The sequence below is a fragment of the Streptomyces sp. NPDC030222 genome (assembly GCF_055573115.1).
In genome coordinates this window covers 66,709-84,508 of the sequence record NZ_JBVICA010000008.1, presented here as the reverse complement: position 1 = coordinate 84,508, position 17,800 = coordinate 66,709, and the positions used below count along the sequence as shown (strand labels likewise).

The window sequence follows — 17,800 nt, the reverse complement described above, 5'->3', positions numbered from 1 at the left end:
ACGCCCCCCCCCCCCCCCCCCCCCCCCCCCCCCCCCCCCCCCCCCCCCCCCCCCCCTCTCCCCCCCCCCCCCCCCCCCCCCCCCCCGGGCCCGAGTCGTTCTTCACGGGGCGTACTTGTAACCCACCCGGCGGACGGTCTGGATCGTGTGCCGGTGCCCCGGGCCCAGCTTCCGGCGCAGCCGCGCCACATGGACGTCGACGGTGCGGCCGTCGCCGACATGGCCGTAACCCCACACCGTGGTCACCAACTGGTCGCGTGTGTGCACCCGATGCGGATGCGCCACCAGATGCGCGAGCAGCTCGAACTCCAGGTAGGTCAGGTCCATGACCTCGCCGTCCACCCGCGCGATGCGCTGCGCGATGTCGATCCGCACCGGCCCCGAGGTGGTGTCCTCGTCGCCGGGGTCCGGAGCCGGAGCCGGACCTGGACCCGAGCCCGCATCTGCGCCCGGACCCGCGCCTGCGCCCGGACCCGCGCCCGCACCCGTGGCCGTCGGCGCCGCCGTACCGGGGGGCGCGGTCAGGGCCGGCTGCTGGTCGGCGGGCACGAGCACCAGGTAGCCGACCATCGGTGGCCGGCCGGGCAGGGCGGGCACCGTGTGCTGCGGGGCAGGCAGCCATGTGGCGCCCGGCGGAAAGAGGTCCGCGACCTGACCGAGCAGGGCGACCTCGTCGGGGTCGACGGCCCGGAGACGGTGGCGGCCGGAGGAGACGGCTGTCGTACCGGTGGGTGCGGCGGAGGCGGTCGCAGCGGAGGAGGGACGGGTGTTCGCCATGAGAGGTCAGCTCTTTTCGCGCGAGGAAGGCGCCGACGTGAGGAAGTGCGTCGACTCGACGGGACGGACGTACGTCGTGCGCGCCGGCAGAAGGCCTGAGACCGGACCGGGAACCGGGGCCCGGGTGGAACCGGGGCCCGGAACCCCGACGGACCGCACAGGATCGGTCGGGGTGCGTCCTGCGGGTGCTCAGAGGGCCGGCGCGTTCATCGCGCGGCAACACACACGGTCGAAGTCGTGGTGCTGGCGGGAAGGCCAGAACGGCTCGAGGTCGCTGCGACCCGTCGCGGTGTTCTCGAAGCCTGGCATGCGGTCATTGAAGCAGGCGATCACCGTGTGAAGCAGTGTGCTCTCACAGTGCGATACGCCGCCGTCTCACGGAACGGTCCGCCCACGGGTCCGTCCGCTCCGGTCAACCCACCAGCCGCTTGCGCCAGTTCAGCGGAGTGACCTTGATCGCCTGTTCCGGGTCGCCGTTCCACTCCGTGGACAGGCCGGCCTCCGACAGCGCGGCCACGACCTCCCTGCCGACCGCCGCGGTCGTGTCCTGGGAGCCGTCGAACCCGCCGTACAGCAGATGCAGTCCGTGCCCGGCCGCGGCCCCGTCCGTGCACTGCGAGTGGAAGTAGACGAAGCCGCGGGCGTCGGGTGCGCCGGCGCCGCCTATCTCCGTCTGGCCGCAGTTGCGGCAGCAGGTGAAGTTCTCCCTGGCGGTGATGCCGGCCGCCTGCAGCGCCCCGAAGGCGCGGGTGAGCCGCTCCGGGTCCGTCTCGCCCTCCCAGGAGGCCTGTTCGGCGACCCGTTCCTGCCACATCCGGTCGACCAGCTGCCGGGCCTGCTCGGGCGACACCGGCCGGTCGTCCCCGGACACCAGGTAGTCCTCGGCGAGCTCCGCGAGCCGGGCCCGGGTGGCGTAGCCGCCGACGAGCACCTCCCGGACGCGCTTTTCGACCTCTTCGCGGTCGTCCGGGGCCGGCTCGGGCACCGGCTCCGGGGCAGGTCCCAGGTCCAGCGGCATCCAGTCGAGCCCGGAGTCCCAGCCGTCCTCCCCCCGCGCCCAGCCCAGCATCGCCGTGAGGACGGCGTCCGGCCCGTCCACCTCCACCATGAAGTGCCGGTCGTGCGCCCCGTCGCGGTGCTCCAGCTGGTAGTCGCCGCCGTTCTCGTGCCACACCTGGATGTAGACATCGGGCAGGTCCGGTATCCGTTGGACGACGAGGAACCTGTCGCCCTCGCCGCCGATGCGGTGCACGAGCCCGGCGAGCTGCTCGTCCGTCGGCCGGATGTGCCGCTGCCGGTTGTCGGTCTCCACGGTGATCGCAAGCATGTGGCCACTGTGGCAGAGCCCACTGACAGCGACCGCGGCAGGGCCGACCGCATGCGACCACCGTGACGGGAACCCACCCACGACGAACGGGGCGCCCCGCCCCCGCCGGAGGAACGGCGGGAGCGGGGCGCCCCTGTCGAGGGAGGCCGGGCGGCGGATCAGACCTGCCCGGCCTTCTCCAGCGCGGCACAGCAGGTGTCGACGATCAGCCGGGTCACCACGTACGGGTCGACGTTCGCGTTCGGGCGGCGGTCCTCGATGTAGCCCTTGCCGTCCTTCTCGACCTGCCACGGGATGCGGACCGAGGCACCGCGGTCGGAGACGCCGTAGCTGTACTCGTCCCAGGGGGCGGTCTCGTGCAGACCGGTCAGGCGGTCGTCGATGCCGGCGCCGTAGTTCTTCACGTGGTCCAGCGGCTTGGAGCCCTCGCCGAGCGCCTCGCACGCGGTGATGATCGCGTCGTAGCCCTCGCGCATCGCCTTCGTGGAGAAGTTGGTGTGCGCTCCGGCGCCGTTCCAGTCGCCCTTCACCGGCTTGGGGTCCAGGGTGGCGGAGATGTCGAAGTCCTCGGCGGTGCGGTAGAGCAGCCAGCGGGCCACCCACAGCTGGTCGGCGACCTCCACCGGGGCGAGCGGGCCGACCTGGAACTCCCACTGGCCGGGCATGACCTCGGCGTTGATGCCCGAGATGCCGAGGCCCGCGGCCAGGCAGTGCTCGAGGTGCGCCTCGACGACCTCGCGGCCGAAGATCTCGTCGGAGCCGACGCCGCAGTAGTAGCCGCCCTGCGGGGCCGGGAAGCCGCCCTTCGGGAAGCCGAGCGGACGCTCGCCGTCGAAGAAGGTGTACTCCTGCTCGATGCCGAAGACCGGCTCCTGCGCGGCGAACCGCTCCGCGACCTCCACCAGCTGCGCGCGGGTGTTGGAGGAGTGCGGCGTCATGTCCGTGTCGAGCACCTCGCACAGCACGAGCACGTCGTCGCCGCCACGGATCGGGTCGGGGCACGAGAAGACCGGCTTGAGCACGCAGTCCGAGGAGTGGCCCTCGGCCTGGTTGGTGCTGGAGCCGTCGAAGCCCCAGATCGGCAGTTCCGCCCCGTCGGCGAGGATCTTCGTCTTGGAACGGAGCTTGGCGGTCGGCTCGGTGCCGTCGATCCAGATGTACTCGGCCTTGAACGTCACGGACGCCATCCTTTGCGGGTGCAGCGGCTTCGGGGGATGCAGCAGGGTGTGGCCGCAGCTTCGCAAGAACGCATTTCCCGGCCGTTGCCCGATGGTGAACCGGGTGTTACCCGCGATTCCCCTGCTTCGCCGGGCTCGTGTGCGTCGTGTGCGCGGCGAGCAGGGACCCGAACCCGGCCGCACGGATCCGCCGGAACAGCTCCTCGGCCGTGGTGCCCATCGCGTCGGCCGTCCGCCCCGGGTGCCAGTCGTTGTCGGCGAGGCGCCGCAGCAGGTATCCGCGGCGGATCTGGCCCTCGGACAGCCGGAACGTCTTGAGGTAGGCCACCCGCCCCTTGTGGTCGGTGATCGTCTCACCGATGTGCTGCTCCTCCCCGCCCTGGGTGAACGGCGGGAGGAACCGCGACAGCCGGAACGAACCCATGCGGTACACCTGCTGGAACGCGTACGTCGCATCGAGCAGCCCGCCCGCGAACAGGGTGTCGTGCGCCTCCCGCCAGGCCTGCTCCTGCGCCCGCGCGGCGGCCCGCAGGTCCGCGAGGGTCCGTATGCGCGAGGCCGCCGTGCCGGTGATCCGGGCCGAGAACTCCGGTACGGGGCGCCCGTAGAAGGCGTACTGGTGCACCAGCTCCCCGTAGAGGTCCGCCACCAGCGACGGGTGCAGGGCGCGGTAGTCGTCCGGGTGGGGCACCACGAACGCGGCGGCGAGCGCGTCCGCCGTGTACACCACCACCCCGCACTGGCCCGGGTGGATCTCGAACACCCGCAGTGCCTCCGCGAGGCCCCACACCTCGGCGCCGCGGTAGGCCGCCTCGGCACGCGGTGACAGGCCCTGCCGTACCGCCTGCTCGGACCACTCGTCCCAGACCACCGTGGGGCCGCCGAAGTGCAGCGCCAGATAGCCCTCCAGGGCCAGGTGCATCGGCAGGAAGCGCAGCCGGTCCCCGCGCTGCCGCTTCGCCATCCGGTGGTGGAACCGCAGCGGTACGCACGCGGGCGGCGGGGTACTGTCGGCCGTGAGCTGGGTGCCGTACGCCGCGGACCGGACGCCGTCGCCGGACCAGTCCGCGACGAAGCCGTGCGGAACGTACGACAGATAGGCGGCCGGACCGGTGTCGACGGCCGCGTGGGGCTCGTCGTAGAGCTCGTGGTGCAGCCGCAGCCCGGCCACCGGCTCCTCGCGGAGCAGCGGTACGAGCCGGACCCCGCCCCACACCTGGGCCGGCCCGGCCGTCAGCCCGCTCATGTCCAGCCCGGTCACACACCCTCCCCGAGGAAACGCTCCACTCGCCCGTCCAGGTACGCGTGCAGCTCCGCGAGGCCGGTACGGCCCTCCGCGAACTGCGCGATCTCCACCAGCGCCGGCAGGTCCTCCGCGTCCCGGATGCCGGCCGTCGGCACACCGTGCGCCAGCCGGCGCACGTCGAACCCGTCGGCGTCGTACACCGGATTCACATGGACGACCGCGGTGCGCCGCTCCGGGTCCAGCCGGGTGCGCCACACCCGCAGCACCTCGCCCGCGAGGCCCGGCGGGGCGTTGTCCCACCCGTCCGACACGACCACCAGCCGCTGCGGCTCGTGTTCCAGGGCGTCGACGATCCGCATGCCGAGCGGTGTCGCCCCGTACGGGCGGACCAGCAGCGGATCCCCGGCCCCCGAGGTCCACAGCGGCACGTACGACTCGGCCAACGCCTCCAGGAGGAAGTGGCAGGCGAGTGCCACCGCGAGCGGCCGGCGACGCTTCTCGCCCGATCCTGACGACGAGTAGCTGTCGTCCAGTACGGCGGCGACGCGCCCCCACGTTCCGGCGCAGCGGCCGGCCGCCCGGCGCGCGGCGGTGCGCAGCGCGCCGGTCAGCTCGGCGCGGCGGCGCACCCGCTCGTCGAAGCCGAGCGAGAGGACGTACGACGCCAGCCGCGTCAGGGGCATCACGGACAGGTCGGCCGCGGGCCCGGTCCGCTGGGTGCGCAGCCGTTCGAGCCGGGTCATGCGGGGCTCGATGCGCTCCAGGAACACGCCCCGCGGTATGCCGTGCTTGGCGGCGAACCCCTCGGCGACGCTGAACGGCAGTTCGTATACGGCCGCCTGTTCGTAGCGGGCGCGCCGGTAGGTGTCGAGCAACTCGTGTCCGTAGCGGGCGCGGCGGTCGGGGCGGAAGAGGAAGTCCCCTATCTCGTGTCCGTCGTAGCGCAGATGGATGTGCCGGGCGGCGGTCTTCAGCCCGTGCCGGTACTTCACGGCGTCCAGGCCGGCATGGGGCCGTGAGGCAAGCCAGTCCCGCATGATGGCGCGCGTACGGCGGTTGTTGACCTTCGCCCGGCGCAGTGCGCGGAACAGCCGGTAGACACGCTGCGGCGGCAGCACGGCCAGCCGGGCCGCGATGAGGCGGCCTTCGGTGCGCTTCTGGTCCGGGTCCGCCTCGGCGGCCGTCTCCAGGAGCCGGCCGACGATGAGCGCGGCGTTGTGGTCGTTGATGTCGAGGGCGAGCGCCGCTGCGTAGACGCGCCGGTAGTTGACGCGTACGTAGTCGTGCAGGAAGCCGAGGGACAGCTGCTGCTCGTAGGCGTCCGAGCGGAACTCCCGCTGACCGGTGGCGGTCACGGCGGCGTTGACGAAGAGCAGCACGTCCTCGGCTGCGATGAGGTCGGCGTGGGTCTCCGCCATGAGGTCCCCCGTGGGCGTCTGTGGTGGCCGGCCGGGGAATGAGGGCGCGATGAGCGAAATCACTGCTTCAGAGGCGGGTCCCGGAACTCGCACCGGAGTCCCGCGGCCGGCACGGGCAAACGTAACACCCCGTCGTAGGGGCCCTGCCACCGGATTTCCGCTCCGGCGCCCGTCCGGCGCCGGGGGCGTTGTCAGCGGGTGCCTCTACTGTGTGGCAGCAGGGGGACGACCTGTCGCTGGAGGACCGATGACGCCCACCACACCGCCGCGCCCACTGGACGTGGCCGCGCTCTTCCCCGAGCTGCTGCCGCTGCGCAGGGCCGCGGTGCGGCTGCATCCGCGGGCGGGCAGTCCGGGCGTACGGGACAGTTCGGTGGGCGGTCCGCTGCTGTGGCCGGCGGACGAGCCATGGCCGGTGTGCGAGACGGAGCACGAGCCGGTGGGTTTCGACCTGCCGGGGGAGGAACCGGTGCCGCTGGTGCCCGTCCTGCAGCTGTACGGTGCCGATGTGCCGGACCTGCCGTTCCCGCCCGGGTCCGATCTGCTCCAGGTGCTGTGGTGTCCGTTCGAGCACGAGCCGGCGTACGGCGTCGAGCCGCGCCTGTGGTGGCGGTCGGCGGCGTACGGGGGCCCGCTGCTCATGGACCCGCCCCGCGCGGCGGACGCCCCCGGGGAGCACGTGCCGGATCCGTGTGCGGTGCATCCGGAGCGGATATACGAGTACCCGGCCAAGGACCTGCCCGGCGGGCTGCGGGAGGCTCTGAGGGAGCGCTTCCGGCAGCTGGAGGCGGAGACGGGCCGGACCTACCACGACGATCTCTCGCAGGCTCCGGGGATCAAGACGGGCGGCTATCCGGGCTGGTCGCAGCATCCGGAGTGGCCGGACTGCGGTGCGTGCGGCGGTGTCATGGAACACCTGGTGACGGTGAACAGTTCGGAGGCCGACGGCGGGAGCAGTTGGCAGCCGCTGGAGGACGGGCCGTCCGCCGGGGGAACGGCGGCGGACGTCCCGTGGTCTCTCATGGCTCCGGTGTACCGTGCGCCCGGCCTGATGCTCGGGGACGCGGGGGGCGTCTACGTGTTCGTCTGCCCGTGCTGCCCCGACCGGCCGAGCGCGCACCGGTTCGACTGTGCCTGACGGGCGTCAGGCGACCCGCTCGATCAGCCGACCCGCTCGATGCGGGCCTTCCGGATCAGGAACTTGCCCGGCTCGCGGACCTGCTCGAACGCGGCGTTGTTCAGCAGGACGCAGCTGCCGGACACCGAAGTGACCTCGACGGTCGTGGACTTGTTGTTGTCCAGGTTGGTCACCTTCAGCTTGGTCCCGGCGGGGAACTGGTTGCTGGACGCTGCGGGGGCGCCGCCCTCGCCGGACAGGGTCACGGTGGAGCCGGGGCACACCACCTCGCCGGCGCCGCCGCCCTGGCCGGCGTTGCCGCCGCCGGCGGCGGGCGGTTCGGCCGGTGCCTCCGCCGCGGGCGGCGCGCCCTGGGCGGGCGGCTGCGCCGCCTGGCCTCCGCCGTTGCCGTTCCCGGCGTTGCCCGCGCCGCCTCCCTCGTTCCCGGCGCCGTTCCCGGCGCCGGCTCCCGAGGAGCCTTCGCCGGCCTGGCAGCCGGCGGCCTTCTGCTGGACCTTGATCTGCTCGATGACCGCCGTCCGGTTGGCGATCCTGGCTTCGGACTGGGCGTCGGGGTTCGCCCGTTGCGCGGCGATGAAGTTCTCGTTGTTGCGGAGTGCCTGCGCGAGACCGTCGCAGGCCACCGAGGCCTGACTTGTCCCGGTCATGACAATCGCAGTGCCGCCGGCCAGCGCCGCGACGCCGACGAGCAGGGCGATCTTCTTCTTGCCGCTGAGAGTCTTCTTGCGTGACACGTGAGGCTCCTGTCTCCAGCCGTATGGGGTCGGCTGGTAGCTATCCGTGTGCCTCTACGTACGGGTAACCCGCCCGATCGTTTCAACGTTCCGTCAGTGAAGTTGAAGGTTTCATTCCGGGAGCGCCCGGCAGAGCGCGTCCAGCGCGTCCGCGTAGCGGTGCTCGGGAGGTGTCGCATAGCCCACCACCAGGCCGTCCGCGGTCCTGCCGCACTCCGGGTGCCGGTAGTCGGACAGGGCCTCCACGGCCAGCCCCTGGAAGGCCGCCGCCTTCACCACGGCCCGTTCGGACCCGGCCGGCAGTTCCAGCACCGCGTGCAGACCGGCCGCGATCCCCGACACCCCTATATGCGGGGCGCGTTCGGCCAGTACGGACACCAGCCGGTCGCGGCGCCGCCGGAACCGCTGCCGCATCCGCCGCACATGACGGTCGTAGGCGCCCGACTCCAGGAAGTCCGCGAGGGTCAGCTGCTCCGTGGCGCTCGACCACTGCTCCCGTTCACCCTTGGCGTCCACCACGTCCTCCACCAGATGGCCCGGCAGCACCATCCAGCCCAGCCGCAGCGTGGGGGAGAGGGACTTGCTCACCGAACCCAGCAGCACCACCCGGTCCGGATCGAGCCCCTGCACCGCGCCCACCGGCTGCCTGTCGTACCGGAACTCCCCGTCGTAGTCGTCCTCCACGACCAGACCGTCGCAGGAGCGGGCCCAGTCGACCACGGCGGTGCGCCGGGCGGGAGCCAGCGGACCACCGGTCGGGAACTGGTGCGCGGGGGTGAGGACCACGGCCGCCACGTCGTTCCGTCCCGTCAACTCCTCGATTCGGGCGCCCTGTTCGTCCACCGGCAACGGCACCGTGCGCGTCATCAGCGAGCGGTGGAACGGCAGACCGTACTCCTCCACCGCCCTGCCCCCCGGCAGTACCTCCTCCAGCAGCCGCAGGCCGTGCGCCACACCCGAGCACACCACGATCCGCTCCGGAGCCGTCCGGACCCCGCGGACCCGTGCCAGATACGCGGCGAGCGCCTCGCGCAACTCCGCGCGCCCCCGCGGATCGCCCGGACCGAAGGCGTCGTGGGGCGCCGCCGTCAGCGCCCGCCTTGCCGAGGCCAGCCACGCGGACCGGGGGAACGCCGACGGATCGGGCCGGCCCTGCACCAGGTCGAGCACCGGACGCCGCGGACGGGCCGGAGCGCGCTGCCCGCGCACCGGCGCGACCGGCTCGGCGACCCGGGCGACCCGGGTGCCCGAACCCTGACGGGCGGTGAGCCAGCCCTCGGCGACCAGCTCCGCGTAGGCGTCGGCGACGGTGTTGCGGGCCAGCCCCAGGTCGGCGGCGAGCGAACGGTAGGGCGGCAGCCGGGTGCCCGGGGCGAGCCGGCCGCTGCGCACGGCCTCGCGCAGCGCACGCATCAGCGCCGCCCGGCGCGACCCCGGTCCGGACAGCTCCAGATGGAGGTCACTGCCCAGGCTCTCGGCCGTATTGACCCATGATTCCGTCATCCGAATGCACCCCTCGACCGGTCGCCTGCGCTCGTAGATTCGTAGTCATGACGACGACAGAGATCAAGAAGACCGATCTGCAGGACCCCGCCCGCGTCAACTTCGCGAAGGCCGCCCCGAAGGCCTTCAAGGCCCTCGTCGCCTTCGACGCCGCCGCCCGTGACGGCCTCGACCCCGCCCTCGTCGAACTGGTGCAGATCCGTTCGTCCCAGCTCAACCACTGCGCGTACTGCCTCCACATGCACGCCAGCGACGCGCGCAAGGCCGGCGAGAGCGAGGAACGTCTCCACATGACCCCGGTCTGGCGCGAGGCCCGGCACTTCTACACCGGGAAGGAACAGGCCGCGCTCGCCCTGACCGAGGCGGTCACCCGGATCGGTGACGCGGGCGTCCCCGACGCCGTGTATGCCGAGGCCGCCGCGCACTTCGACGACGAGGAACTGGCGAGGCTCCTCGCGCTCATCCTCACCATCAACACCTGGAACCGGATCGCCGTCGCCACCGGGAAGATCGCGGGCACGGACGAGCGGACCGCCTGAGGCGGCCGACCCCTACGCCGTCAGGTCGCCCGTCGGCGGGTCGCCGGTCGCCAGGCCGCCGTCACCCCCTGTGGTGACCTGGCGGTTCCCCCCGGCCGCCCCAGAGGGTGACCTGGCGGTCCCCCCGGCGGTCTCGCCGCCCTGCGGTCAGCCCTTCCGGCCGAGCGCGTCCCGGACCGCCTCCTCCGTGCGGGCCACCACCGCCGAGCCGTCGTCCGCGGTGATGATCGGCCGCTGGATCAGCTTCGGGTGCTCCACCAGCGCCGTGATCCAGCGGTCGCGGGCGGCGTCGTCCCGCGGCCAGTCCTTCATGCCCAGCTCCTTCGCCGCGGCCTCCTGGGTGCGGGTGATGTCCCACGGCTCCAGTCCGAGCCGGTCCAGCACCTCCGTGATCTCGGCGGCCGTCGGCACGTCCTCGAGGTAGCGGCGCACGGTGTAGTCGGCGCCCTCCGCGTCGAGCAGAGTGAGGGCGGAGCGGCACTTCGAGCAGGCGGGATTGATCCAGATCTCCATGCCGCCCACGGTACTCCCGACCCCCGTAAACCCGTGCTGGCCAGGGGCTTTTGTCAGTGCCGGGCAGTAGAATGGAGGCAGTTCGTGAGGGTTCGGGGGACCCCCCGACCAGGTGCGCCCAGGAGGTCGCCGATGGCCGTATCGACCGTGACGACGACAACACCTTTGAAGAAGAAGCGGCTGCCCGCCGGACAGCCGCGCGAATGGTACGAAGCGCACAACCGCAGCCTGAAGGCCATGCGTCTGGCCATAGCCCTGCTCGACACCGGTGTGTACCGGGCCGAGCAGGCCCGCAACCGCCGGATACGCGCCACGGCGGCCCGGCTCGGCGTCCACCCGCCGTCCAACACCACCTGCCGGATGGTGCGTTCACTGATCCGCGAAACGCACTGAGCCGGGGCTGAGTCCGGACCGAGCCGTCCGGGCGTGCCCGGACGTCAGTGACTCGTGGCGGCCGCCGTGCTGCGTTCCGGGAGGGACAGCAGTGCGGCGGTCGCCTCCGTGCTGTGGCGGCCGCACCGACCGTCCCCGCCGTGGGCTGAGGGACGGTCAGCGCCGCCGCACGGTCGCTACGGCCGGGCGTAGGGGCGGGTCAGGATCTCCATGTTGTGGCCGTCGGGGTCGTCGAAGTACGCCCCGCGGCCACCGAAGAGGCGGTTGATCCGCCCCGGTTCGGTGTGGTGCGGATCGGCGTAGTACGTCACGCCGACGGCCGATATCCGGTCCAGCATCGCGTCGAACTCGTCCTCGGAGACGAGGAACGCGTAGTGCTGCGACTGGATCGGCGTGTCCGGGTCGGCCGTGTAGAAGTCCAGCGTCACACCGGTGCCGGTGTCCACCGGTACGAACGGCCCGAACGGGGCCTCCACCTCCAGCCCCAGGATGCCGGCCAGGAACTCGGCCGAAGCCTGCTTGTCCCGGGCGTAGACGACGGTGTGGTTCAACTCGACTGTCATGACTGTCCTCTCGGGTGATGCATCGGGTGTACGGAACCCGCACGGAAGCGGGTGTCCGCCACGGCGGGCCCCGCGCCCGCCCCGCACTCACGCCGAGGCCGGGTGCTTCTCTCGTGAATGGCCCAAGGCCGACCCGGCAGTCATGCCCTGGACTCTACAAGTCTCCTTCCTGCACGGCGAGTTGATTTAGCAGCGCTTGCCGTGCTTGCCGTGGTCGTCGTGGTCGCACCAGAACCGGACCGTCTTGCCCGCCTCGCCCGGCAGCGGATCCACGCCCCACCGGTCGGTCACCGCGTCGAGCAGCATCAACCCCCGTCCGTCCTCGGCCGGTTCCAGGTCGCCGGCCGGCACCGCCGCGGGCCGCTTCGGGCAGCCGTCCGCGACCTCGACGCGCAGGCCCTCGGGCCGACGCAGGACGAGCAGCGAGGCCCGCCGGTCGGGCACGTGCCGTACGACGTTGGCGAACAGCTCGGTCAGCGCGAGCTCCGCGGCGTCGGTGAGTCCGGCCATGTCCCAACCGGTCAGGTACGCACGGAGGATGCGGCGCAGGTGCCGGGCCGAGTGGTCGCCCATGGTGAACGTCATCCCGTACTGAGTCGCGTGATTCACGTCACCAGGGTGGCTCCGTGCGATTACGCTCGGCTACGAGCAGAACGCAACACCGCAGGCGGTTGGGGTCCCTGATCGGCCAGATCGAGACGGCCAGGACGGTCCCGACCCGGGCTGACCACCCGGCACCGGACGCGGCACGGGCCAAGGGAGTGACCCTTGGCGCGTGCCGCGGTCCTTGCGGGCCGGGAGCTACTCGTCCTCGCCGCCCTCCAGGTCGCCCTCGGTCTCCAGGAACGCCTGCCGCAGCGCTTCGAGGATCGCCGGGTCGGGCTTCGCCCACATGCCGCGGGACTCGGCCTCCAGCAGCCGCTCGGCGATGCCGTGCAGGGCCCAGGGGTTGGCCTCCTGGAGGAACTGCCGGTTCTCCGGGTCGAGGACGTACGTCTCGGCGACCTTGTCGTACATCCAGTCGGCCACGACGCCGGTCGTCGCGTCGTACCCGAAGAGGTAGTCGACGGTCGCGGCCAGCTCGAACGCGCCCTTGTAGCCGTGGCGGCGCATCGCCTCGATCCAGCGGGGGTTCACCACGCGCGCGCGGAAGACGCGGGAGGTCTCCTCCACGAGCGTGCGGGTCCGCACCGACTCCGGGCGGGTCGAGTCGCCGATGTAGGCCTCGGGGGCGGTGCCGCGCAGCGCCCGTACCGCGGCGACCATGCCGCCGTGGTACTGGAAGTAGTCGTCCGAGTCGAGGACGTCGTGCTCGCGGGTGTCGGCGTTCTTCGCGGCGACGGCGATCCGCTTGTACGCGGTCTCCATCTCGGCCCGCGCCGGCCTGCCCTCCAGGCCGCGGCCGTACGCGTAGCCGCCCCACACCGTGTAGACCTCGGCGAGGTCGGCGTCGGTGCGCCAGTCGCGGCTGTCGATGAGCTGGAGCAGACCGGCGCCGTAGGTGCCCGGACGGGACCCGAAGATACGGGTGGTCGCGCGGCGTTCGTCGCCGTGCTCGGCGAGGTCGGCCTGCGCGTGGGCGCGCACGTGGTTCTGCCCGGCCGGCTCGTCCAGCGAGGCGACGAGCCGTACGGCGTCGTCCAGCAGGCCGATGGTGTGCGGGAACGCGTCACGGAAGAAGCCGCTGATGCGGAGCGTCACGTCGATGCGGGGCCGGCCCAGCTCGTCGAGCGGGATCGGCTCCAGGCCGGTGACCCGGCGGGACGCCTCGTCCCAGACGGGGCGGACACCGAGGAGCGCCAGGACCTCCGCCACGTCGTCGCCCGAGGTGCGCATCGCGCTGGTGCCCCACAGGGACAGGCCGACGGAGGTCGGCCACTCGCCGTTGTCGGCGCGGTAGCGCTCCAGCAGCGAGTCGGCCAGGGCCTGGCCGGTCTCCCAGGCGAGGCGGGACGGGACGGCCTTGGGGTCGACGGAGTAGAAGTTGCGGCCCGTCGGCAGCACGTTGACCAGTCCGCGCAGCGGCGAACCGGACGGGCCGGCCGGGACGAAACCGCCGTTCAGCGCGTGGACGGAGTGGTCGAGCTCCTGGACCGTCGCGGCGAGCCGCGGCACGACCTGGCGGGCGGCGAAGTCGAGGACGGCGGCGACCTGTTCGGGGTGGCCGGCGGCGACCGTGGCGACGGCGGCCGGGTCCCAGCCGGCGTCCTCCATCGCCTGCACCAGCGTGCGGGCCTGCTCCTCGGCGGCGTCCGCGCCGGTGCGCGTGGCGGCCGACTCGTCCAGGCCGAGCGCCTCGCGCAGGCCGGGGAGCGCGGCCGTGCCGCCCCAGATCTGGCGGGCGCGCAGGATCGACAGGACCAGGTTGACCCGCTCCGGGCCGGTCGGGGCGCCGCCCAGGACGTGCAGACCGTCGCGGATCTGCGCGTCCTTGACCTCGCACAGCCAGCCGTCGACGTGCAGCAGGAAGTCGTCGAAGCCCTCGTCGTCCGGGCGTTCATCCATGCCCAGGTCGTGGTCCAGCTTCGCGGCCTGGATGAGCGTCCAGATCTGTGCCCGGATCGCCGGGAGCTTCGCCGGGTCCATGGAGGAGATGCCCGCGTACTCGTCGAGCAGCTGCTCAAGGCGCGCGATGTCGCCGTAGGACTCGGCGCGCGCCATCGGCGGCACCAGGTGGTCGACGAGCGTGGCGTGCGCCCGGCGCTTGGCCTGGGTGCCCTCGCCCGGGTCGTTGACCAGGAACGGGTAGACCAGCGGCAGGTCGCCGAGCGCGGCGTCCGGGCCGCAGGCCGCGGACAGGCCGGCGTTCTTGCCGGGCAGCCACTCCAGGTTGCCGTGCTTGCCGAGGTGCACCATGGCGTCCGCGCCGAAACCGCCGTCCGCCTGCGTCGCCGCGATCCAGCGGTAGGCCGCCAGGTAGTGGTGCGAGGGCGGCAGGTCCGGATCGTGGTAGATCGCGATCGGGTTCTCGCCGAAACCGCGCGGCGGCTGGATCAGGATCAGCAGATTGCCGCGGCGCAGCGCCGCGAGGACGATGTCGCCCTCCGGGTTGCGGCTGCGGTCCAGGAACATCTCGCCGGGCGCCGGGCCCCAGTGCTCCTCGACCTGCTCGCGGAGCTCCGCGGGCAGGTGTGCGTACCAGCGCTTGTAGTCGGCGGCGGGGATGCGCACCGGGTTGCTGGCGAGCTGCTCCTCGGTCAGCCAGTCCTGGTCGTGGCCGCCCGCCTCGATCAGCGCGCGGATCAGCTCGTCGCCGTCACCCGACTCCAGGCCGGGGACCTCCTCGCTGCCGAAGTCGTAGCCCTCGTCGAGGAGTCGGCGCAGCAGCGCCACCGCGCTGGCGGGAGTGTCCAGGCCGACCGCGTTGCCGATCCGTGCGTGCTTCGTCGGGTAGGCGGACAGGACCAGCGCGAGGCGCTTCTCGGCGTTCGGGATGTGCCGCAGCCGGGCGTGCCGTACGGCGATGCCTGCGACGCGGGCGGCGCGTTCGGCGTCCGCGACGTACGCGGGCAGGCCGTCCGCGTCGATCTCCTTGAACGAGAACGGCACGGTGATCAGACGGCCGTCGAACTCCGGCACGGCGACCTGGCTCGCCGCGTCCAGCGGCGACAGGCCCTCGTCGTTCTCCTCCCAGGCGCTGCGCGGGGAGGTCAGGCACAGGGCCTGGAGCACCGGGACGTCCAGGGCGGCCAGCGCACCGGTGTCCCACGCCTCGTCGTCGCCCCCGGCGCTCGCCTCGGCGGGCTTGGTGCCGCCCGCGGCGAGCACGGTGGTGACCAGGGCGTCGGCGCCCCGCAGCGTCTCGACGAGCTCCGGCTCGGGCGCGCGCAGCGACGCCACGAACAGCGGCAGCGGGCGGGCCCCGGCGTCCTCGATCGCACCGCACAGCGCGTCGACGAAGGCGGTGTTGCCGCTCATGTGGTGGGCGCGGTAGTAGAGCACCGCGATCGTCGGGCCGTCGACGCCCTCGCGTGCGGTGCGCTCCAGCGGGCCCCAGCTCGGGGCGGCCGTGGGCGGCTCGAAACCGTGACCGGTCAGCAGCACCGTGTCGGAGAGGAACCGGGCGAGCTGCTCCAGGTTCGCCGGGCCGCCGTGCGCGAGGTACTTGTGGGCCTCGGCCGCGATGCCGACGGGCACCGTGGAGGCCTCCATCAGCTGGGCGTCCGGGGCCTGTTCACCGGTGAGCACCACGACCGGCCGGTCCTGGGCGAGCAGTGCGTCGAGCCCGTCCTGCCAGGCCCGGATGCCGCCCAGCAGGCGGACGACGACCAGTTCGGTGCCTTCCAGAAGGCCGGGCAGGTCGTCGAGCGCGAGCCGGGAGGGATTCGCGAACCGGTAGGGCAGCGGGCCCTCCGCCGCGCGGGCACTCAGCAGGTCGGTGTCGGAGGTCGACAGCAGCAGGATCATGCGTGCGCAGGCCTTCCTCGGGGTGTCCGCGCCCCGGGCGGTGGGTGAGGACGGCGGGAGTTCCTGGCTCACCCGGCGTTCGCCGGGCTCACAGTGGCGGGACCGCGCCGGATTCTCACCGGGCTTCCTCCCCTGTCGCCGTCGCTGACGAATACGGGCCAATCGGCCCGCGAGCGCAGCATACTGCGTGCCGTTCCCGCCTCGGACGGCCCGAGGCTTCCCGGGCGGGCCGCCCGGCATTCCTCAGTCGACGCCCAGGTGGCGGACGCGCTGACTCCGGTGACGGTCGGGTGGCGGCAGGGGTGGCTCCGGGGCCGGCGCGGCGGGCACGGAGACGGGCGCGGCGCGGCGGTGGCTCGGTGGCGGGTGTGCGGGCTCCGGTGGTTGGAGGCCTTGGGCGTTCCCCTGCCGCAGGCCGCACCGCGGCTCGGGCGGACGCGGTGGCACCGGTGACGGTGCTGGCCGCCGTCCGGGCGACGGACCCGGTGGCCTCGCCGTGATGGCCCGGTGATGTCCCGGCGGCAGGCGTGGCGATGCCACGGTGATCCGTACGACGTCGGCCCGGTGGCGGATGCGTGGGTTCCGGCGGGCCGGGGGGACTCCGGCCGTTTTCCCGGTCGTCGCCGGGTGGCGTGGGTGGCGGAGGTGGTGGCTCCGGTGCCGGTGTCGGCGGGGATCCGGTCGACGACCCGATGGCCACGCGGTGGCGGGCGCGGCGATGCCGCGGCGACCCGTACGACGTCGGCCCGGCGGTGGACGCCCGGACCCCGGCCAGGCCGGCGGCCCCCGGCCGTTCCCCTGCCGCACCGTGCGCACGGTGGTCGCATATGCTCGCCGCCATGTCCGCCGCCACCTCCCCGACCCCGTCACAGGGTGACGAAACCCGCGTACGGGACCGGGGCGATGCGTGCCCCGGTGCATTGCGGCTGCACGCAGCCGACGACGGCGCGCTGGCGCGGATCCGGATCCCCGCCGGGATCCTCACGGCCCGACAGGCGGAGGCGCTCGCGGACGCCGCGGAACGGCTCGGGGACGGACGGCTCGACATCACCTCCCGCGGCAACGTCCAGCTGCGCGGCCTCCACGACGGCTGCGGACGCGACCTGGAACGGCTGCTGACCGGTGCCGAACTGTTTCCCTCACCCGCGCACGAACGCATCCGGAACATCGTCGCCTCGCCGCTCTCCGGCCTCGACGGCGCCGGCTGCGCCGACGTCCACCCGTGGGTGCGGGAACTGGACCGGCTGCTCTGCACGAGTCGTACCGCCACGGCACTTTCCGGCCGGTTCCTGTTCTCCTGCGACGACGGCCGCGGCGACATGACGGCCCTGCAGTCCGATGTGATGTTGATCGCAGAGCCCGGCGGACAGGCCCGGCTCCACATCGGCGGCGTCCCCGCCGCACTGCGGCTGGTGGCCGCCGACGCACCGCGCGCCGCGCTGCTCGCCGCCGAGGCGTTCCTCGACGCCGCCCGTGACAGCGGCACGCGTGCCTGGCGGGTACGGGAACTGCCGCCCGGACACGCCCCGTTCGCCCCCGACCTGGTCCCGCGCCTGGCCGCGGCCGGGGTGGCCGCCGAACCCGTCGAGCAGGCCCTGCCCCTCGGCGACCCGCCGGCCCCCGGCCCCGTCCGGGGCCCAGGCGGCACCACCGCCCTCTCCGTGCTCGCGCCCCTCGGCCGGCTCACCGCCGCACAATGGCGGCAACTCGCCACAGAAGCCCACGAACTACGTGTGACACCCTGGCGCGGCGTGGTCGTCACCGGCCCCGCGGCGGCCCGGGCGGACGCCCCGGCTGCCGCCGGCCTGGTCACCGACCCCGCGTCCCCCTGGCTGGGCGTCGGCGCCTGCACGGGCACGCCCGGTTGTGCCAAATCCCTCGCCGACGTACGGTCCGACGCCGAGGCCGCCGTACGCACCGGCCAGGGACCGGAACGGCACGGACTGCCGGTGTACTGGTCCGGCTGCGCACGCCGCTGCGGCCATCCGCAGGGGGAGTACGTGGACGTGGTGGCGAACGGCACCGGCTACGACGTCAGCACCCGCAGGCCCACCGACCGTTGAC

15 protein-coding genes and 1 riboswitch are annotated in these 17,800 nt (G+C 73.1%); of the genes, 4 read left to right on the top strand and 11 right to left on the bottom strand.

Annotation, left to right across the window (positions count from 1 at the left end; all coding sequences use genetic code 11):
- Positions 1-102: 102 nt before the first annotated feature.
- From ACZ4Z5_RS14460 to ACZ4Z5_RS14440, 5 genes are all read right to left on the bottom strand, one after another.
- The gene (locus tag ACZ4Z5_RS14460; protein ID WP_468261693.1) at positions 103-777 is read right to left on the bottom strand and encodes a winged helix-turn-helix domain-containing protein; all 675 of its coding nucleotides are present in this window, start codon (positions 775-777) and stop codon (positions 103-105) included.
- 412 nt (positions 778-1,189) lie between these two features.
- Positions 1,190-2,104 carry a DUF6891 domain-containing protein gene (locus ACZ4Z5_RS14455; RefSeq protein ID WP_468261690.1) on the bottom strand — a complete coding sequence of 305 codons (915 nt, stop codon included), beginning with the start codon at positions 2,102-2,104 and terminating at the stop codon, positions 1,190-1,192.
- A 158-nt stretch (positions 2,105-2,262) separates the two neighbouring features.
- Positions 2,263-3,282, bottom strand: coding sequence for a glutamine synthetase (glnII, locus tag ACZ4Z5_RS14450; RefSeq protein WP_468261688.1), 1,020 nt, complete (start codon positions 3,280-3,282; stop codon positions 2,263-2,265).
- A 106-nt stretch (positions 3,283-3,388) separates the two neighbouring features.
- Entirely contained in the window at positions 3,389-4,528 is a 1,140-nt protein-coding gene (locus ACZ4Z5_RS14445) for an ARPP-2 domain-containing protein (RefSeq protein WP_468262045.1), read from the bottom strand.
- An 11-nt stretch (positions 4,529-4,539) separates the two neighbouring features.
- Positions 4,540-5,946: a hypothetical protein gene (locus ACZ4Z5_RS14440; RefSeq protein ID WP_468261685.1), complete on the bottom strand. Its 1,407-nt coding sequence runs from the start codon at positions 5,944-5,946 to the stop codon at positions 4,540-4,542.
- 247 nt (positions 5,947-6,193) lie between these two features.
- On the opposite strand from ACZ4Z5_RS14440, the gene ACZ4Z5_RS14435 reads away from it, so the two are divergent.
- Complete coding sequence (locus ACZ4Z5_RS14435; protein ID WP_468261682.1) at positions 6,194-7,084, top strand: YwqG family protein; 891 nt, start codon at positions 6,194-6,196, stop codon at positions 7,082-7,084.
- A gap of 23 nt (positions 7,085-7,107) precedes the next feature.
- Here the strand turns inward: ACZ4Z5_RS14435 and ACZ4Z5_RS14430 are convergent, their stop codons facing one another.
- The gene (locus tag ACZ4Z5_RS14430) at positions 7,108-7,818 is read right to left on the bottom strand and encodes an RlpA-like double-psi beta-barrel domain-containing protein (RefSeq protein ID WP_468261679.1); all 711 of its coding nucleotides are present in this window, start codon (positions 7,816-7,818) and stop codon (positions 7,108-7,110) included.
- A 111-nt stretch (positions 7,819-7,929) separates the two neighbouring features.
- A complete protein-coding gene (gene pdxR / locus ACZ4Z5_RS14425) occupies positions 7,930-9,321 on the bottom strand; it encodes a MocR-like pyridoxine biosynthesis transcription factor PdxR (protein WP_468261676.1) in 1,392 nt (463 codons plus the stop codon).
- A 47-nt stretch (positions 9,322-9,368) separates the two neighbouring features.
- On the opposite strand from pdxR, the gene ACZ4Z5_RS14420 reads away from it, so the two are divergent.
- Positions 9,369-9,860: a carboxymuconolactone decarboxylase family protein gene (locus ACZ4Z5_RS14420; protein WP_468261673.1), complete on the top strand. Its 492-nt coding sequence runs from the start codon at positions 9,369-9,371 to the stop codon at positions 9,858-9,860.
- A gap of 147 nt (positions 9,861-10,007) precedes the next feature.
- Here ACZ4Z5_RS14420 and ACZ4Z5_RS14415 read toward each other — a convergent pair whose 3' ends face one another.
- Positions 10,008-10,373 (bottom strand): arsenate reductase family protein, encoded by a 366-nt coding sequence (locus tag ACZ4Z5_RS14415; RefSeq protein WP_468261670.1) that lies wholly within the window; start codon positions 10,371-10,373, stop codon positions 10,008-10,010.
- Between the two features lie 132 nt (positions 10,374-10,505).
- On the opposite strand from ACZ4Z5_RS14415, the gene ACZ4Z5_RS14410 reads away from it, so the two are divergent.
- On the top strand, positions 10,506-10,766 hold the full coding sequence (locus ACZ4Z5_RS14410) for a hypothetical protein (protein WP_468261667.1): 261 nt from the start codon (positions 10,506-10,508) through the stop codon (positions 10,764-10,766).
- Positions 10,767-10,942: 176 nt separating this feature from the next.
- Here ACZ4Z5_RS14410 and ACZ4Z5_RS14405 read toward each other — a convergent pair whose 3' ends face one another.
- From ACZ4Z5_RS14405 to cobN, 3 genes are all read right to left on the bottom strand, one after another.
- On the bottom strand, positions 10,943-11,329 hold the full coding sequence (locus ACZ4Z5_RS14405; protein WP_468261665.1) for a VOC family protein: 387 nt from the start codon (positions 11,327-11,329) through the stop codon (positions 10,943-10,945).
- 186 nt (positions 11,330-11,515) lie between these two features.
- The gene (locus tag ACZ4Z5_RS14400; RefSeq protein WP_468262042.1) at positions 11,516-11,902 is read right to left on the bottom strand and encodes an ATP-binding protein; all 387 of its coding nucleotides are present in this window, start codon (positions 11,900-11,902) and stop codon (positions 11,516-11,518) included.
- Positions 11,903-12,130: 228 nt separating this feature from the next.
- Positions 12,131-15,736, bottom strand: coding sequence for a cobaltochelatase subunit CobN (gene cobN, locus ACZ4Z5_RS14395; RefSeq protein WP_468261663.1), 3,606 nt, complete (start codon positions 15,734-15,736; stop codon positions 12,131-12,133).
- Positions 15,737-15,773: 37 nt separating this feature from the next.
- Positions 15,774-15,892, bottom strand: a riboswitch (cobalamin riboswitch).
- A gap of 683 nt (positions 15,893-16,575) precedes the next feature.
- On the opposite strand from cobN, the gene cobG reads away from it, so the two are divergent.
- Positions 16,576-17,799, top strand: a complete 1,224-nt coding sequence (gene cobG / locus ACZ4Z5_RS14390; RefSeq protein ID WP_468261660.1) for a precorrin-3B synthase — start codon at positions 16,576-16,578, stop codon at positions 17,797-17,799.
- Position 17,800 lies beyond the last annotated feature (1 nt).